General features: G+C 58.6%; 15 protein-coding genes. 11 read left to right on the top strand and 4 right to left on the bottom strand.

All coding sequences use genetic code 11. The features are described from left to right. Nucleotides 1-59: 59 nt before the first annotated feature. Nucleotides 60-1,109, top strand: coding sequence for a serine protease (locus QMZ18_RS30540; protein ID WP_282610199.1), 1,050 nt, complete (start codon nt 60-62; stop codon nt 1,107-1,109). Nucleotides 1,110-1,126: 17 nt separating this feature from the next. Here QMZ18_RS30540 and QMZ18_RS30535 read toward each other — a convergent pair whose 3' ends face one another. After that, nucleotides 1,127-2,293 (bottom strand): sigma 54-interacting transcriptional regulator, encoded by a 1,167-nt coding sequence (locus QMZ18_RS30535; protein WP_282610198.1) that lies wholly within the window; start codon nt 2,291-2,293, stop codon nt 1,127-1,129. Nucleotides 2,294-2,585: 292 nt separating this feature from the next. Then, a complete protein-coding gene (locus QMZ18_RS30530; RefSeq protein WP_282610197.1) occupies nt 2,586-3,401 on the bottom strand; it encodes a phosphodiesterase in 816 nt (271 codons plus the stop codon). 187 nt (nt 3,402-3,588) lie between these two features. Between QMZ18_RS30530 and QMZ18_RS30525 the strand changes: the two genes are divergently transcribed. The 8 genes from QMZ18_RS30525 to QMZ18_RS30490 all read left to right on the top strand — a co-directional run bounded on the left by QMZ18_RS30525 (nt 3,589) and on the right by QMZ18_RS30490 (nt 12,759). Continuing rightward, a complete protein-coding gene (locus tag QMZ18_RS30525; RefSeq protein ID WP_282610196.1) occupies nt 3,589-5,799 on the top strand; it encodes a cation-translocating P-type ATPase in 2,211 nt (736 codons plus the stop codon). A gap of 250 nt (nt 5,800-6,049) precedes the next feature. Then, a complete protein-coding gene (locus tag QMZ18_RS30520) occupies nt 6,050-7,291 on the top strand; it encodes an amino acid aminotransferase (protein WP_282610195.1) in 1,242 nt (413 codons plus the stop codon). Nucleotides 7,292-7,446: 155 nt separating this feature from the next. Then, complete coding sequence (gene phhA, locus QMZ18_RS30515; RefSeq protein ID WP_282610194.1) at nt 7,447-8,382, top strand: phenylalanine 4-monooxygenase; 936 nt, start codon at nt 7,447-7,449, stop codon at nt 8,380-8,382. Further along, nucleotides 8,369-8,665, top strand: coding sequence for a 4a-hydroxytetrahydrobiopterin dehydratase (locus QMZ18_RS30510; RefSeq protein WP_282610193.1), 297 nt, complete (start codon nt 8,369-8,371; stop codon nt 8,663-8,665). Before phhA ends, QMZ18_RS30510 begins: the two co-directional genes overlap by 14 nt. After that, a complete protein-coding gene (locus QMZ18_RS30505) occupies nt 8,662-9,366 on the top strand; it encodes an SDR family NAD(P)-dependent oxidoreductase (RefSeq protein ID WP_282610191.1) in 705 nt (234 codons plus the stop codon). The genes QMZ18_RS30510 and QMZ18_RS30505 overlap by 4 nt, the downstream gene beginning before the upstream one ends. Nucleotides 9,367-9,910: 544 nt before the next feature. Continuing rightward, nucleotides 9,911-10,921 (top strand): TRAP transporter substrate-binding protein DctP, encoded by a 1,011-nt coding sequence (gene dctP, locus QMZ18_RS30500; RefSeq protein WP_282610190.1) that lies wholly within the window; start codon nt 9,911-9,913, stop codon nt 10,919-10,921. Nucleotides 10,922-10,936: 15 nt separating this feature from the next. Beyond that, entirely contained in the window at nt 10,937-11,467 is a 531-nt protein-coding gene (locus tag QMZ18_RS30495; protein WP_282610188.1) for a TRAP transporter small permease, read from the top strand. Further along, nucleotides 11,467-12,759 carry a TRAP transporter large permease gene (locus tag QMZ18_RS30490; protein ID WP_282610187.1) on the top strand — a complete coding sequence of 431 codons (1,293 nt, stop codon included), beginning with the start codon at nt 11,467-11,469 and terminating at the stop codon, nt 12,757-12,759. The genes QMZ18_RS30495 and QMZ18_RS30490 overlap by 1 nt, the downstream gene beginning before the upstream one ends. Nucleotides 12,760-12,983: 224 nt before the next feature. Here the strand turns inward: QMZ18_RS30490 and QMZ18_RS30485 are convergent, their stop codons facing one another. Beyond that, nucleotides 12,984-13,868, bottom strand: coding sequence for a LysR family transcriptional regulator (locus QMZ18_RS30485; RefSeq protein WP_282610186.1), 885 nt, complete (start codon nt 13,866-13,868; stop codon nt 12,984-12,986). A 188-nt stretch (nt 13,869-14,056) separates the two neighbouring features. Between QMZ18_RS30485 and QMZ18_RS30480 the strand changes: the two genes are divergently transcribed. Next, a complete protein-coding gene (locus tag QMZ18_RS30480) occupies nt 14,057-14,449 on the top strand; it encodes a RidA family protein (protein ID WP_282610185.1) in 393 nt (130 codons plus the stop codon). Nucleotides 14,450-14,663: 214 nt separating this feature from the next. Here the strand turns inward: QMZ18_RS30480 and QMZ18_RS30475 are convergent, their stop codons facing one another. Beyond that, nucleotides 14,664-15,059, bottom strand: coding sequence for a hypothetical protein (locus QMZ18_RS30475; protein WP_282610184.1), 396 nt, complete (start codon nt 15,057-15,059; stop codon nt 14,664-14,666). Nucleotides 15,060-15,225: 166 nt separating this feature from the next. Here QMZ18_RS30475 and QMZ18_RS30470 point away from each other — a divergent pair, with 166 nt between their 5' ends. Further along, the gene (locus QMZ18_RS30470) at nt 15,226-16,587 is read left to right on the top strand and encodes an IS1182 family transposase (RefSeq protein WP_282610183.1); all 1,362 of its coding nucleotides are present in this window, start codon (nt 15,226-15,228) and stop codon (nt 16,585-16,587) included. The last annotated feature ends 136 nt before the right edge of the window (nt 16,588-16,723 follow it).

Raw genomic sequence — 16,723 nt, 5'->3', positions numbered from 1 at the left:
TCGTCTGGAGGCGTCGAAGTGTTGGTAGGTGACGCCGGCGCGTGGAAGGAGACATTGTTATGCAACAGGCAAACAAACAGGCCGCTGCTGAAGATGAAGATCAATGGGTCGATCTGGACAATCCGGACGAGGTGTTCGAGGGGATGGTTCCCGACCGTATTCGGTTTGATGAGACGGCGATCAGCCTGCCGCCAGCGAATACGCTCGATATCTGCAACGATGGCGATGACGACCGCGCCGCTTTGCGCCATATGCTGGCTGCTCCCAACCGCTGGCTCTGCAAGCTTCAGGTTGCTTACGTCGATCCGGATACGGGCGCGGTGAGTTACACCGAAGGAAGCGGCCTGTTGATCGCGGATCAGTTCGTGCTGACGGCGGCGCACGTTTTGATGGATGCCGTGGAGGATGATGACGGCAAATTCCTGCGCGCGATCGATGCCGGTGCCGTGGTTGTTATTCCCGGACTGAATGGGCGCCGGCGACGTCGCAGAAGCCGCGCGGCCGATACCATGCCCTTTGGGTGGAGCCAGGGGACAGCCTTTCGAACAAACTCGCTGTTTCGCTCTGCCATGCAAAAGAGCGGCAGACAGTTTGCACACCTGGACTACGCCGTGATCAAGCTGGCGGCCCCTATCGGGCGCCGGCGGTTCAAGGCTCTCAAAAACCGCCGGCTTGGAAACTGGGGCGTGTCGACGCATCGCGGACGAACGCGGATACGTGTACTTTCGCCCAAGCGGGTTAAGAATGTGAAGGTCAATGCCGTCGGTTATCCCGGAGACAAGTGCATGGGTCGTCCGAGAAGAGGATCGATCTCCCAAACGGACCTCTCTGCCTGCAGATCCGCAGATCGCGGCTCTGTGCCATGGTATTCCTTCGACCGCGTCCGATCGGCCGGCTCGGCACCTGCGATTTTTGCGCAGTTGACGCTTGATCATGACGTGGCACCCGGAATGAGCGGCGGGCCGGTATGGCTGCGCTGGAAGGGCGTCCGCAATCTGATCGGCATCAATCATGCCTGCACGCTGGACGATGACGACAACGTGATTTCGTCATCTGCGACACGGATAACCGACAGGGTAAAACGGGATATCACAGCCTGGGTGTCGTGACGGACGTGCGACGTCCATCAAACATCATGTTTGCTGCGCCGCAGATGGATCGCGCGCGGCGTAATTCCCAGTCGCCGGGCCGCCTTGGAAACAGATCCGGCTTCCAATCGCAGCGCGGCCGTTACGGCCTGTTCGGCGGCGCTTTCCTTGATCTCGGCGAGGCTGCGGCCAAGTTCGACCATCGTCTCCACAGCCTTGTGCAGAGGGGTGCTGGGTGGTCGTGAATTCCGCGTATCCGGGAGGGCTGCAATCAGATCTCCGACTGACACGGCGGTTCCGGTCAAGCCGACGGCGATACGACGGCAGAGCTGCTGCAAGGCCCGCACGTTGCCGTCTGGAGACAGGTCAAGCAGGTGGTCACGCACAATGGGATCGAAAACCGGATCGGCGTTCAGCCCGGCTGCGGCACGCACGAAGCGCGTTGAAAGCGGTATGATGTCTTCGGGGCGGTCTGCAAGTGGTGGCAGATGAACCGTCAGCGCCGCAATTCGGTGATAAAGATCGGACCGGAAACGCCCTTCCTGCATCGCAGTCTCGAGATTCCGATTGGTGGCGCAGATCAGGCGGAACCGGCTTTCTCGCCAGGTGTTGCCACCCAGCCGGCGATAGGTACCCTCCTGCAGCACACGCAGGAACTGCGCCTGCAAGTCAATGGGCAATTCACCGATTTCGTCCAGGAACAGAACGCCGCCATCGGCAAGGGCGATCGCGCCCTCACGCATGGAAGTCGCGCCCGTGAAGGCGCCTCGTTCATGGCCGAAAAGTTCGCTGCCGATAAGGTCGGGTGACAGGGTGGCGCAATCCACGACTCTCATGGTGTCCGGCGCGCCTGAGATGAGGTAGGTCATGGCGCGCGCCACGACTTCCTTGCCAGTCCCGGTTTCGCCGGTGAGCAAGACAGGCGCGTCGGAGTAGAGTGCTGCTTCAGCAATCCGGCGCATGGCCCGGATCCAGCATACACTTTGTCCGAGCGCGACTTTTTGGAAATCCAGGGAACGTACGCGGGATTCAACCTTCAGCCACCGCGACACGCGATTGGATATGCGGTCGGCGCAGGTGTCGTCAGACCAGATCTGAACATCTTCGCAGCCGCGCGTCACCAGAGACCAGACCGCATGCGGATCCGGGTTACAGTCCGAGGGTAGAACAGCGGCAATCCGGGTGCCACAGGCACCCGCTTCCAAAACTATTTGGTCAGATAAGGCATCAGGACAGCCTAAGAACAGCACAAGAGGATAGGACTTAAATTTGCTGCGCTCCGAGATTTCGGAGAAATTAACTCTTCGCTTTATAAACGTGGCTTTTTGTCGTTCGACGATTGCCTCTGGCACCCCCCGATTTATGATCTGTGTTGCGATCATCTTCTCGGTGAGCGTTGTTCAATCACTCAGTCTACGATGGCATTCCCGTCAGAAGTCAAGTGACCGATTCGTGGCCGAAGTTTTTGGACCCTGCATGTCATTGAAATGCCGACGTTCACTCGATAAAAAACGGATGCGGACCATCGATGTCGCCGATGAAACTCTGATGTATCAACAGGCTTCCGAACCTTGAACCATCGTCCTGCCAGACATGTAGATGTAGAGAGGGCGGATCCATGTGAAAGCTGGAAGGCGCGCCCGGGCCAAGCGCGAGACTAACCGCGTGAGCCTGACTGGGACAGATGGAAGCGGGCTTGCCGGCGAAGCGGGTCAGGATGTTGCGGTGGACATGACCACAGGCCAGGGCGAGCACCTGCGGATGTGTGGACAGGACCTCCGCGAGGGCCTCGGCACCCCGGCAGTTTTGCACGTCCATATGCCCGATGCCGGTAAGGAAGGGGGGATGATGCATGGCGACGAGGGTCGGTTTTTCCGGTTCTGATGCCAGTGTGTTTTCCAGCCAGTCCACATGCCCAGCGGTTACTTCACCGTGGGGCTTGCCCGGCACTGTGTCATCGATCATGACCAGGCGCAGAGGATAACGCTCCACGGCGTAGCTGAGGTGTGCGTTGCCTGATGGCAGCTCCATACGTCCGGCGAAGGCTGCTCGAAAAGTTTCGCGCCGGTCGTGGTTGCCGGGCAGGGCCAGCAGCGGCGCCTTCAAGGGAGCGAGGAGTTTAACGACATGATCGTATTCCTCGACCGCGCCCGTATCAGCAACATCGCCGGTCAAGATAACGACGTCGGGTGCCGGGTCGAGCGCATTGATATGTGCAATCGCCTGCGCGAGAAAGGCGCCGGTATCGACCCGGCCATAGGCCAAGGATCCGGGAGGTCTGATATGGGTATCGGTGATTTGAGCGACGATCATCATGGTTTCATCGGAGACGAGAATCGGCCAGACGTCAAGCGGACGCGATTTTTTCGCGAGGGCTGCGTTGCGCCCTTGACCTTCCAGTTACTGGAATTCTTATCTTTGCTTTGAACCGGAGCCACGATTGTTCGCTCCTGCAGGGCCTATGGGTCGTACCCGCGCCAAAGAGAAATTGGATAACACCGTGAGTTCATACGTTTTCGCGATTGAGGGCATGACTTGCGCCAACTGTGCTCAGCGCGTGGAGAAGGCGTTGCGCAAGGTGCCCGGCGTGCTGAAGGCGGATGTGAGCTTTGCCCTGGAAAAGGCTGACGTGACCGGTGCCGTGGATCGCGCGACCCTGTTCGAGAGCGTGCGCGACGCCGGCTATGCCGCAGTCGATCCCGCTGCGCGGACTGGGAATGCTTTAGAGTCCGGAACGGCGATCTTTGGCCTTTCCGGCGAGCTGGGTCAGCTCGTGGTCTCGGCGCTGCTTAGCTTGCCGTTCGTCGCTCAGATGATCCTGATGTTTCTGGGCTTCGGTGAACTGCTGTCAGGGTGGCTTCAATTTGCTTTGGCACTCCCTGTGCAGTTCTGGATCGGTCGCAGATTTTACGTCGGCGCCTGGAATGCCTTGCGTTCCGGTGCTGCGAACATGGACGTTCTGGTCGCGCTCGGCACCTCGGCGGCCTTTTTTTACAGCCTCGCAGTTCTGCTGTCGGCGGAGTCCGTGATCCCGCTTTCGCTAGCCGAAGGGCACCTCTATTTTGAGGCAGCGGTGATCGTGATCACGCTGATCCTTGCCGGTAAGGTATTGGAATCGCGGGCGAAGCGGAGCACGACTTCGGCGATTCGGGAATTGATGGCTTTGCGCCCGGAAACTGCAAGGATCGTGCGCGGCGGTATCGAAGCGGTCCTGGCCATCGCCGAGGTGCGCCGGGGCGATGTGGTCATCGTCAAGCCGGGGGAGAAGATCCCCGTCGACGGTCTGGTCACCGAAGGCGCCAGCGAAGTGGACGAGGCTCTGGTGACCGGCGAGAGCCTTCCTGTTCTGCGTGCCGGGGGCGCGGCCGTGATCGGCGGGTCCATCAACGGCAGCGGACTGTTGAAGCTGGAAGCGCAGGCGGTCGGCGCGGACTCCACACTTTCGCGGATCATCCGGCTGGTCGAGCGGGCGCAAAGCGGCAAGGCGCCGGTGCAGCAGCTGGTCGACCGCATCAGCGCGGTCTTCGTGCCGGTCATCGTGCTCATTGCGATCGCGACCTTCGGCGGCTGGCTGCTGGCCGGAGCCGGCTTCGAGGCGGCGCTGGTGGCGGCGGTTTCCGTGCTGGTCATCGCCTGTCCCTGTGCCCTGGGACTGGCGACCCCGACCGCGATTGTCGCGGGGACCGGCGCGGCAGCGAAGGCGGGAATTCTGATCAAGGATGTCGAGGCCCTGGAGCGCGCCAACCGAGTGACCGCCGTGGCCTTCGACAAGACCGGCACCCTGACCGAGGGGGCCCCCGCGATCACCACCGTTGAAAGCCTTGATGGCGAGGGCAATAGCGAGAGCAAGGGCGAGGGCGACGCGCTGCTGCGGCTGGCGGCCTCTGCGCAGCAGGGCAGCGAGCATCCGCTGGCGAAGGCCTTTCTGCGGCTGGCGGCGGATAAGGCGCTGGAACTTTCCCCGGTGAAAGGTTTCGAAAGCCGCCCGGGCCGGGGCATTGCGGCCCGGGTCGAAGATCTGGACCTGGTGATCGGGAATCCCGAGATGATGGCGGAAGCCGGCATCGATACGGGCGCTCTGAAGGGCCAGCAGGACGCGATGGCAGGGGCGGGAGAGACACCGGTGCTGATCGCGGTGGACGGCGTGCTGCGCGGCCTCTTCGGCTTGAGCGACCCGCTGCGCGAAACCTCGGCGGAGGCGGTCGCCCAATTGAAGAGCGCGGGGATCGAAACCCTCATGCTGAGCGGTGACAATCAGGCCGTGGTCGCGCGCATCGGCGGGATCCTCGGACTTGACCGGTCCCTTGGGCCGCTGCGTCCGGAGGGCAAGGTCGCCGAACTCGCGCGCCTCAAGGCAGAGGGGCGGGTGGTGGCGATGATCGGCGACGGGGTCAACGACGCACCGGCGCTGGCGGAATCGGATGTCGGGATCGCCATGGGCAGCGGCAGCGACGTGGCCATGGAGACGGCGGGCATCACGCTGATGCGTCCGGATCCGCGCCTGGTGCCGGCGGCCTTGCAAGTGGCGCGGGCGACGCTTTCGAAGATCCGGCAGAACCTCTTCTGGGCTTTCATCTACAATCTGGTTTGCATTCCCCTTGCCGTATCCGGCGTTCTGAACCCGGCTTTTGCCGGGGCGGCCATGGCCTTTTCCAGCGTAAGCGTGGTGGCGAATTCTCTGCTCTTGAAGCGCTGGAAGCCGCAGATCTGATCATAAAAGGCCGATGACGGTTTCCTGCATCAAAAGGGGAATCAATGCAGGAATCGTGTAAATCACGGCCCAAATTGTCCCAAAAAGCACGCACTTTGCGGCCCTTTTCTCCTATCCTTAAAGCCTAAAAGCCATAAAGCACCGGCTGCCGATACGCCGGGCAAACAACAGCGTTTAACGGTGAGAGGGATGAGCATGGAGAACTTGCCAGCGGGATTCCGGCTGCAGAGGTCGTTCGGGGAGGCACGCGATGCTTGAACAGCTTCCACAGCCGGCCGGAGACCCGATCCTGGCTTTGATGCAGCAGGTGCGCGCGGACGAGCGGCCCGGCAAGCTCGACCTGACGGTAGGGGTCTACCGGGATGCGGAGGGGCGCACGCCGGTGATGGCGGCGGTGCGGCTGGCCGAGGCGCGGGTGCTTCGGGATCAAAACTCGAAGGCCTACGTCGGGCTGTTGGGCGATCCGGGGTTCTGTGAAGGGATCCGCCGGCTGGTGCTCGGCGATGGTATCGCCGGTTCGCAGGTAACGGGCTCACAGGTCGCCGCCACACAGATAACGGGTGCGCAGGTCGCTGCCACGCAGACCCCGGGTGGAAGCGGTGCGCTGCGCGTGCTGGCGGATCTGGTCATCGCGGCCAATCCCGGTGCAACGATCTGGCTGAGCGACCCGACCTGGCCGAACCATCTGGCCCTGTTCCGGGGCGCCGGGCTGCGCTGTAAAAGCTATCCCTACTTCGACCGTGAAAAGCAGAGCCTGCATTTCGAAGCGCTGCTTGCCGGACTGGCGGAGGCGCAAGCCGGCGACGTGGTCGTGCTGCATGGCTGTTGCCATAACCCGACGGGCTGCGATCTGTCGCCCGGGCAGTGGCAGGCGCTCGCCGAAGTCCTTTCGGCGCGGGGGCTGATCCCGCTCGTGGATCTGGCCTACGCCGGATTGGGGCAGGGCTTGAACGAAGATACCGCCGGGCTGCGGATTTTGGCGGACAGCCTGCCCGAGGTTCTGGTGGCGGTTTCCTGTTCGAAGAATTTCGGCGTCTACCGGGACCGGGTCGGCGCGGCGCTGGTGATCAACCGCGACCCTGATCTAAGCCGGCGGACGTCCGATAACCTGGCCGCCATCGGCCGGAAGCTCTATTCCATGCCGCCGCATCATGGCGCGGCGGTCGTGCATCGGGTGCTGGAAGATCCGGCGCTTCGCCAGCTCTGGTCCGAAGAACTGTCAGGCATGCGCGAACGCCTGACGTCGCTGCGCAAGGGACTGGCCGCCGCGCTGGCCGGGTTCAATGACGACGGTTCCTGGGCGCAGATCGGGTCGCAGAACGGCATGTTTTCGCTGCTGGGCCTGAGTGACGCGGAAGTCTCCTGGCTGCGCGATGAGAAGGCGATTTACCTGGTGCCCGGCGGGCGGATCAATTTCGCCGCCCTGCGCGAGCGTGAGATTCCGGCGCTGGCCGAAGCCTTGTCGGAACTGCGCCACCGGCGGGCCGCCTAACGTTCACTCAACGATCAGACTCGAGAGTGCGATCGTTCTTGATTGAAGCAATCAAGGACGTGAATCGCCCTCTAACTAAATGGAATCGAGGCTGATTCACGCTTTTCACTAAAATAGTGAAAAACGATCAGACTCGAGCAAACAAGGAACGAGCCATGTTGCCGCAACTGCGTGCCGAAGGGCCTTCGGCCGATATCCCCAAGAACCGCACCGCCGGTGCGCAGCGGGCCGCCGACTTCACCATCGATCAGGCCTGGTCGAGTTACACACCTGAGGAACATGACCGCTGGGACCGTCTGTTGGCCCGCCAGTCGGAAATCCTGCCGGGGCGGGCCTGCGATAGCTTTTTGGAGGCCGTGGCGAAGCTGAAACTCTCCGAAGCGGGGATTCCCGAATTCGAGCGACTCAGCGACCGCCTGCAGGACCTGACCGGCTGGCGGGTCGTTCCGGTGGCGGAGCTGGTTCCCGACGAGATCTTTTTCGATCACCTGGCGAACCGGCGCTTTCCCGCCGGCGCCTTTATCCGGCCCGAGGCGGAGCTCGACTATCTGAAGGAGCCGGACGTTTTTCACGATGTCTTCGGCCATGTGCCGCTGCTCGCCGATCCGGTCTTCGCCGATTTCATGCAGGCCTATGGTCAAGGTGGCCAGCGTGCCCTGGCCCGCGGGCAGCTTCCCAATCTGGCGCGGCTCTACTGGTACAGCGTTGAGTTCGGTCTGATCCAGACGGCGGAGGGTTTGCGCATCTTCGGCGCGGGCATTCTGTCGTCGCCGGCGGAATCGGTTTTCAGCCTGGATTCCGCCTCGCCCAACCGCATCGGCTTCGATCTGGAACGGGTGATGCGCACGAATTACATCATCGACGATTTCCAGCAGAGCTACTTCGTGATCGAGAGTTTTCAACAGCTGCTCGACGACTGTTACGTCGACTTCGCGGGGCTTTACGACCGGCTGGGTTCTCAGACGGATCTGGAGGCGGACGCGCTGGTTCCCGGGGATCGGATTATAACTACGGGCGATCGCAGTTACTTCGACCGGTCCCCTGTAGCAAATGAGTTCATGAGCAAGGGAGGGCGCGATGTCCATGGATAATCAACTGCCCAAAGATCTTGCGGCTGCCGGCTGGCAGGAAGAGGCGGGCGGCAAGGCCATCGTGAAGACCTACCAATGCGACAGCTTTCCCGCGGCGATGTCCTTTATGCTGCAGGTCTCCTTTACCGCTGAGCGCCTGGATCATCACCCCGAATGGTCCAACGTCTATGACCGGGTGGTGGTGTGCCTGACCACGCACGACGCCGGTGGGGTGACGGAGAAGGATTTCGCCCTGGCGCGGGCGATGGAGCAGGTGATGTCAAGCCGGAGGATCGCAGCATGAGATTTACCGATAAGACCGTCGTCGTCACAGGGGCGGCGGGCAACCTGGGCCAGGCGGTCGCTGCCGCCTTTGCGGCGGAAGGGGCGCAGCTGATACTGGTCGATGTCGATGCCGCGCGACTGGACGAAGTCTATCCCGGCAGCTCCGCCAGGCGCGGGAAACTGGCGGTGGATCTGCGCGACGAAGCGGCGACAGCCGCGGCCTTGGCAGAGGTCCTGCCGGATGGCCGCGCCTGCGACGTGCTCTGCGCCATTGCCGGCGGGTTTCATATGGGCGAAGCGGTCCATGAAACTTCGGCGGAGGTCTGGGACCTGATGCTGGGCCTCAACGCGCAAACGCTCCTGAACGCGGTGAAAGCCCTGGTGCCGGGGATGGTGGCGCAGGGGCAGGGGCGTGTCGTGACCGTTGGCGCGGCGGCCGCCCGCAGCGGCGTTGCCGGCATGGGCGCCTACACCGCCACCAAGAGCGTGGTCATGCGCCTGACCGAAGCCATGGCCGGGGAACTGGCCGGCAAGGGCGTAACGGTCAATGCGGTCCTGCCGAGCATCATCGATACGCCGCAAAACCGGGCGGCCATGCCCAAGGCGGATCCCGCAAACTGGGTGGCGCCCGCCGACCTGGCATCGGTCGTCACCTTTCTGGCTTCGGCGGAGGCACGGGCGGTCAGCGGCGCGCTGGTGCCGGTAACCGGGGGGCGCTAGAGCGAAATCGCGGATTTTTGAATTCTCTTCCCAGACTTGCGAGTTCGTTAACCCGTTAATTGTTTTTAGAAACGGGGGTGTTTTTGAAGGATTGTGAAAATCCTGAGAAAAGCGGCTTTGATCGTACAGTGCGATCAATTCCTTTCGTGCCATGTTGGAGTTTTTGAAATGGACGGCGCGGCAAGAGTGGTAGGCCAAGGTAGCGCGCACCCCGGCTTGGCGCTGTTTCATAGATCCTTTTAGCCTCTAGAGTATACTGCTTTGGTGCTCAGCGTTCGAAAGCCGACCCCTTGTGATCTGAAGGCCGTCATAAATGTCGCAACACATCTATTCAGTGCGACGCGGACAAATCTTATGATTAAGAAAATCAACAGATTAAGCGCTGTTTTCTGGCGCATGGACCACCTTTCAAAGGGCACTTCTCATGGTTTCAAGGCCAGAAACCGACCCATGGTACTGGTTTATTTCAAGAAATGGGGTGACGGTTTCTCGCCAATCCTATGTATTGCTCTAGAAATATAACGTGTTCAGCAGGGGAAATAATATGAACGAGATCTTCAAACGCTTCGCTATCGGTCTGACCGGTATCGGCCTCAGCATGTCTGCGGCTTCGGCAGAGGAATGGCGTTTCAACAATTTTCTTCCGGAAACGCGTCCGGAAAGTGCGCAGCTTGAGCAGTTCGTTTCCGAAGTGAACGCAGCGCTTGGCGGAGAGACATCCCTTAAGCTCTATAGTGGTGGCTCTTTGGGTCTTCCCAATACAGACACACTTCGGTTCTTGCCTAAGGGCGCGGTAGAGATGAGCCTGATGTGGGCAAACTACCTGGGCCGTGATGCGCCCGCACTTAGCTCTGTCGTGGTTCAGGGCACCATCGGTTCTATTGAAGAGTTTGAAAAAGCGATCCCGACTGTTCGTGATATCTACGAAGAAGAGTTCGCTGAATGGGACGTTGCTTCAGTGGGCTACGTTGCAATCCCGATGTTGTCTGTTTCGGTATTTTGCCGCGAAGAGCCCGTCCGGACAATCGAAGGTCTTAAGTCGAAGAAACTGCGGGTCTGGGCACGCGATCAGGTTGAAGCCTTCACCCGTCTTGGCGTGTCCGCGCAGATCATTCCGCAAGAAGAAATGTATGTCGCCATGAAAACTGGCGTTGTGGATTGCGCACTGTATCCCGCTCTCTACGCGCATACCGTATCGCTGCAGGAAGTATCTAAGTTTGCGTCGTTCCTATATCCGATGGCCTCTGGCCCTTATGTGATTGGCGTCTCGACAGACCGTTGGGAAAAGACGGACGACACTGTCAAAGCAGCAATTTCGGATGCAGCTGATGACTTGTGGGAACGCACGAACCAGTACGAGGCTGATTATCAGCGCGAACTAGAGGCCCGCGACAAGCTGGGCGAACAGGGCATCGCCTGGGGTGAGGATTTCTCGGATGAAGACCGCGAAGCATTCGTGTCCTCCGTCACCGAGACATGGAAGATGCTGGCTGAAGAAGCGGGCGGCAATGCACCTGCTTACCGTGAGCGTGTTCTTAAGGCATTGGGGCGCTAAGGCGCGTGCTTGAGGATGCGGATTAAAAACACCGTTGCGCTGGGGCTGGAGTATCTGGCCCTGGCCTTCGCGGCACTGGCGGCTTTGGGCCTGACACTTATTGTCGGCATTATCGTGACCAGCGTCGTGATGCGCAAATTCGCAAATTCACCCCTGCATATCACCGAAGAAGTCGTTGGCCTTTTGCTAAGCGTTGCGCTGTTCCTTGGGTTGCCGATGGTGACGCTAAGGTCAAAACATGTGCGTGTCTCACTGCTTACCACCTATGTCACAAGCAAAAGCAGGGCTGTGTTGCAAGTCGCAGGATTGCTGGTCGGTATCGGGTTCTTTGGCTGGCTGATCTGGGAAACCATTCCTTGGTTTGAATTTGCCTTCAAACGTAGCCTCAAAACGGAAACGACACGGATACTGCTTTATCCGTGGATGGCTTTGATGCCGCTTTCCTTGGCCGTGACCGGTGCCATCCTGGTCGCCCGCTTGGTCGGGATACTTGAGCGCGAAGAGAACACCGAAAGCAAATTGCCAACGTCCGGTGAGGCGCGCTAATGTCGCTTTGGCTTACATTGGTCGGTGGCGTTATTGCGACTGCCGGAACGGGTGTTGCGTTGGGCGCAGCACTTGGCATTACCGGCCTTTTCATACTGCAATTCTATTCCAACGGGGCAACGTCGGTCGCGATTGACGCGATTTGGAACGTCTTTAACTCCTTCACCCTAAGTGCCGTCCCGATGTTTATTCTACTGGGTGAAATCCTTTTGCGCAGTGGCATCAGCGAAAAAGCTTACTCCGCTTTCTCGCCTGTCTTTCGTCGGATACCCGGCGGTCTTTTGCACACCAACATCGCTGTTTGCACCTTGTTCGGCGCCGTCAGTGGGTCAAGCCTTTCAACGGCTGCTGCCGTAGGATCGGTGGCTTACCCCGAGATGTCAAAGCGCGGCTATGACAAAAATACGGTGGTCGGCAGCCTTGCTGGCGGCGGCACGTTGGGCCTTTTGATCCCACCCAGTCTGTCCTTTCTGATTTACGGCGCACTGACAGAAACATCTATCGGCAGGTTGTTTGCGGCAGGCATTATCCCGGGAATTATGGTGGGGGCGATGTTCATGCTGTATCTTCTGGTGAAGTGCATCCAGAACCCCGCTATTGCTCCGCGCGATCCGCACAAATCCTCGATTGGCGAGATCTTTGTTGGGTTCCGACACATCTGGCCGCTGCTTGTGCTGATCTTTGCAGTGATTGGCTCTATCGTTGCGGGTATCGCGACACCAACAGAATCTGCTGGCGTCGGCGTGGTGCTGGCCATTGTCATTTGCTCGATGTGGGGTGATCTGACCTTCTCCAAATTGATCGAGGCGGTGTATCAGTCAGTTTTACTGTTCTCGTCGATCGGCTTTTTGGTGTTGGGGGCAACGATCCTAGCGCAATCGGTCAGTATCCTAGGCCTTCCCCAACAGATTTTGGAGACCGTCGCCCAGAGCGGGTTCGGCAAATACAGCGTTCTGATGATCGTTGTCTTGATCTATCTTATTTTGGGCTGTTTCTTTGATGGTCTTTCCTTGATGATCATGACCTTGCCAGTTGTGTTTCCGTTGCTGACGGGTCTTGGTTTTGATCCAATATGGATCGGGGTGATTATCACCATCGTGATCGAAATCGGTCAAATCACCCCCCCGGTCGGGCTGAACCTTTCCGTTCTGACAGCGCTTACGAAAAACGAGGTCAGTCTGGGGCGTGTCGCTTACGCAACCGTACCCTATTGGCTGATCCATTTGTGTGCGATCGTGATACTGACGCTGTTCCCAATGCTCGCTCTTTTCCTTCCGAATCTCCTTTTTTGAGATCGCAGAACACCAACGAGTGTGAAAGCGAAACCGAAAACTTTTGGTCCTGTGGTTGCCTTTTATGATGGGGCTGAAACCACGCGATACGCGTCTGATCTGTTGTCAGAGCAATCCCCGCACCCGCCCGTACCTCCCGTGTAAGCCAATGGCAAAAATTATCCCCTACTGTCGTCACTGGTGAGGCGCGCAGCGAATTCACCCTTTGAACCCAAATGGCCTCTTTACGTATCGGCAAAGGTTGCTCTCAAGTGATCGGCGACAGCCGATACCGGCGCCGTGACTTCTTTGCCGGTCATCATTCCGATTGGATAGCTGGATTGTTCGGGCAATCCATGTTCCGGGCCAAGGGGAATGATGGAATTGTCGCAGGCCGAAACCGGAATGAGCGCGATTGCGCGGTCGGCCAGGATGGCGGCTTTTTGACCTGATATATGCGCACTGTCGAACACGATCTGATAGTCGCGGCCTTGTTTTTCGAGAGCCGTCAGGCCCATCGTGCGCCAGGCGCAGCCATCTTCCCAAACCGAAACCGGCAAGGGGGTCTGTTCAACGGCGATACCGTTCTTGAGACCGGCCCAGGCCAAGGCTTCGTGATAGACCGTTTCGACTTCCTCGCTCCTGGCATCGCTGGAATCAACGATGATGATTGCAATGTCGAGCTGCCTGCTGCGGACTTTCTGTACTAACTGCGGCGAGTTTTCGACAGTTATGTGAACCATGATACCAGGGTGCGTATCCGCCAGTTGGCGCAGCAGGTTTGGCAGGTACCGCTCCGCGGCGTGGACCAGGACCCCAAGCCGCACGATCCCGAAAATCTCAGGGGCAATGAATTTTTCCACGATGTCCCGGTTGAGCGCCAAAACCCTTCTCGCGTGCGTGATCAGGAGCATCCCGTGCTCAGTCGGCGTGACCGAACGGGCGCCTCGGTGGAAGATCGCTTTGCCCAATTGGTCTTCAAGCCGCTTTACCTGCATGGAAACCGCCGAAGGCGTCCGGAACAGCAGCTCTGACGCCGCAGAGAAGTTTCCGGTTTCCGAGATCATCACCAGCGTGTTCAGCAGATCGAGATCCAAAAGGGGTGTGCGGGCTTTTGAGGTCACGTTCATGGTTTGGATTTTTCTGTGAATTTTCCTGATAGCATAAGCAAATTCTATTCGTTTTATTGAAACATGAAGCCGTGCCACTGTCCAGATTGAGAGGCCGGCAACCGATCGAGGCGCACAGCTGATGAATGATGAGCTTCAGACCGGTCTTTGCCGAAGCGTCCATGATCAAAACCCACAGGAGTAACGCAATGTCCCGCCGCCTGATTTCCTCCGGCTCATTCTTTGAAAAGAAAGCCGGGTTCTATTCTCGCGCGCTAGTCGATGGCGCATGGTGTTTTGTTTCCGGCTCAACAGGCCTGGATGTGGAAACAGGGGTTTTGCCCGATGACATTGAGGAGCAATGTAAAAACACATTGCAGACGATCGAGCGCACGCTTACCGAGGCCGGCTTTAGTTTCCACGATGTCGTGCGCGTAACCTATATTCTTCCGGACCGGACGGAATTCGAGCGCTGTTGGCCACAGCTGCAAGCCGTTTTCGGCGAGGTGCGCCCGCCCTCCACATTGCTTCAGGCCGGGCTTATCGACCCCAAGATGCGTATTGAAATTGAGGTCACTGCATACGCTCCTTCCAAGGCTTGAGGATTGCCGGCGATAAAGCGAAGGAGGCCTTACACAGGTCTGGCGTCCGCGCGATAAAAGAAGCCGATAAGCCTCGGTGAGGCAGGCTGTATCAACGTGAAACAAGGGCGGCTTTTGTTCCGCGTTGCCGTCATTGGTTCAAGGTGCAACGAACTTCGGCTCTGCGCCCAAAGTGCATCCCTTCAGATCTAACAACAGTGATCAGATCCGCTTGCTATTTGGGTGTGTCTGAAAATGGCTCTGCGACGACTTGGCTCTCATCTTCATAAACAATGTATCCGATACGTTTGGATTTCAGCATTTCGATCCTGCACCCATTTTCTTCGAGCAATGAGATTAGTTCGAAAGACTTCGCAAGCGCATCTTTTGCGTTCGGTTTAAACCAACTCAGCCCCTTTGCATCGCGCCTATATGCGCCCTTTGACGTTGATTTGTTGAACTTATTGGGAATTGTTAAATGCTTTCGAAACCACGCCAACAAGGTTTCAAGACGTTCCAACGAGTGTCGGTCCAAGGTTGCATTCTCGCGCAATTCATACGCCGCACAGAAGAAACCTTCTCTCGCAGCCAAACCGTCTACCGTCTTGGAACGAACAAATCTTAAAAACATCAATTGCTAGGACTTCAGCCAATTCTTCTCAGCGTATGTACCGTCGTTTCAATTAATCTAATGTTAACCTCAAAGTCCGCAATGTCCGGATGCTGTTGAAAAAGTCTCTTGATCGCCTTCTAATCGGCTGATTCAGTTTTCCCATTGATTTGGGAGATTGCTGACGATGATGGGCCCGAGGAAGGAACCGCAGGCGGCGCTGTTCTATGAGTTCAATCTAGATCGGCACGTGCCGATTGACCACGTGCTACGCCAGATTGACCGGTTTGTGGATTTGTCCGACATCCGCTCAGTTTTAGCGCCTTACTACAGTTCCATTGGTCGTCCTTCGATTGATCCCGAGTTGATGATCCGCATGCTGCTTGTCGGCTACTGCATGGGTGTCCGGTCTGAGCGGCGCTTGTGCGAAGAGGTCCATCTGAACCTCGCCTATCGTTGGTTCTGCCGGCTGGATCTGAACGATGCGATCCCCGATCACTCCACGTTCTCGAAGAACCGGCATGGCCGCTTCCGTGAGAGCGATCTGTTCCGCCACCTGTTCAACACGGTGCTGACACGTTGCATCGCTGAAGGCCTGGTCGGTGGCGATGACTTCGGTGTTGATGCATCGCTCATCAAGGCTGACGCCAGCCGCTATACGAAGATCGAGATGGCCGATTGGTCAGTCCCCGATCAGGTGTCGAGAGCAACGCGAGAGTATCTCGACACGCTGGATGATGCGGCTTTCGGCGGTTCGACGCCCGTGCAACCCAAGGCCATTTCTCCGGCTGACCCGGCAGCGCGCTATACAGGCGCCAATGGCGACCGGCCGTTCTTTGCCTATTCCACAAACTATCTGGTCGATCTGGACAATGCCGTTATCGTCGATGTCGATGCGACCGCTCCAATCCGGCAGGCGGAAGTCGAGATCACCAAGGAGATGATCCTGCGAACCAGAGATCGGTTCGGTTTGTACCCCGCGAAGCTGGTGGCCGACACGGCCTACGGTTCAGCGCCCATGCTGAGTTGGCTGGTCGAAGAGGAAGGGATCGAACCGTACATCCCCGTCATCGACAAGTCTGAACGCAAAGACGGCACCTTCTCGCGTGACCACTTCACCTATGACCATGACAGCGACAGCTACACCTGCCCTGGTGGCAAACAGCTTGTGCGATTCAGGCGCACCTACAAGAAGCCACGCTCCGGCATCGATAAGGAAGGCCTGATGCGCTATCGGGCTAGCAAAAAGGACTGTGATGTCTGTCCGCTGAAGCAGCATTGTTGCCCGAAGGAGCCAGCCCGAAAAGTCCTGCGCTCTATCCACGAGGGCGCACGCAATATGGCGCGCGACATCACCAAGACCGACGCCTACGTTGCCGCAAGCTATGCCCGCAAGAAGGTCGAGATGCTGTTCGCCCACCTAAAACGCATCATCAGGCTTGATCGCCTGCGTCTCCGAGGACCCAACGGCGCAAAAGATGAGTTCTTGATAGCCGCGACAGTCCAAAACCTTCGCAAGCTCGCAAAGCTGGCGCCGAACCCAGCGTGATGGCCGAACCGACCACGCTCATCGCTTTGTCAAACCCAACACAAACAACGACTTTTTCAACAGCATCTCCGCACAGCCGACATTGCTTCAGAATGCAACGAACTACCCCTTGAGCCCGAGTGAGGCCTTCGCTGCG

The organism is Pelagibius sp. Alg239-R121 (genome assembly GCF_947331435.1).
In the GTDB taxonomy this organism is placed as follows: Bacteria; Pseudomonadota; Alphaproteobacteria; order Kiloniellales; family Kiloniellaceae; genus Denitrobaculum.
The sequence above is the reverse complement of the archived record's forward strand: the minus strand, read 5'-3'. Positions and strand labels throughout refer to the sequence as shown.

Bases quoted from the DNA above. Each gene is read 5' to 3' on its own strand.
- QMZ18_RS30530 (WP_282610197.1), bottom strand. From the start codon at position 3,401: ATGATCGTCGCTCAAATCACCGATACCCATATCAGACCTCCCGGATCC.
- QMZ18_RS30510 (WP_282610193.1), top strand. From the start codon at position 8,369: ATGTCCATGGATAATCAACTGCCCAAAGATCTTGCGGCTGCCGGCTGG.
- QMZ18_RS30475 (WP_282610184.1), bottom strand. From the start codon at position 15,059: ATGTTTTTAAGATTTGTTCGTTCCAAGACGGTAGACGGTTTGGCTGCG.
- dctP (WP_282610190.1), top strand. From the start codon at position 9,911: ATGAACGAGATCTTCAAACGCTTCGCTATCGGTCTGACCGGTATCGGC.
- QMZ18_RS30490 (WP_282610187.1), top strand. From the start codon at position 11,467: ATGTCGCTTTGGCTTACATTGGTCGGTGGCGTTATTGCGACTGCCGGA.
- phhA (WP_282610194.1), top strand. From the start codon at position 7,447: ATGTTGCCGCAACTGCGTGCCGAAGGGCCTTCGGCCGATATCCCCAAG.
- QMZ18_RS30480 (WP_282610185.1), top strand. From the start codon at position 14,057: ATGTCCCGCCGCCTGATTTCCTCCGGCTCATTCTTTGAAAAGAAAGCC.
- QMZ18_RS30495 (WP_282610188.1), top strand. From the start codon at position 10,937: ATGCGGATTAAAAACACCGTTGCGCTGGGGCTGGAGTATCTGGCCCTG.
- QMZ18_RS30505 (WP_282610191.1), top strand. From the start codon at position 8,662: ATGAGATTTACCGATAAGACCGTCGTCGTCACAGGGGCGGCGGGCAAC.
- QMZ18_RS30540 (WP_282610199.1), top strand. From the start codon at position 60: ATGCAACAGGCAAACAAACAGGCCGCTGCTGAAGATGAAGATCAATGG.
- QMZ18_RS30470 (WP_282610183.1), top strand. From the start codon at position 15,226: ATGATGGGCCCGAGGAAGGAACCGCAGGCGGCGCTGTTCTATGAGTTC.
- QMZ18_RS30485 (WP_282610186.1), bottom strand. From the start codon at position 13,868: ATGAACGTGACCTCAAAAGCCCGCACACCCCTTTTGGATCTCGATCTG.
- QMZ18_RS30520 (WP_282610195.1), top strand. From the start codon at position 6,050: ATGCTTGAACAGCTTCCACAGCCGGCCGGAGACCCGATCCTGGCTTTG.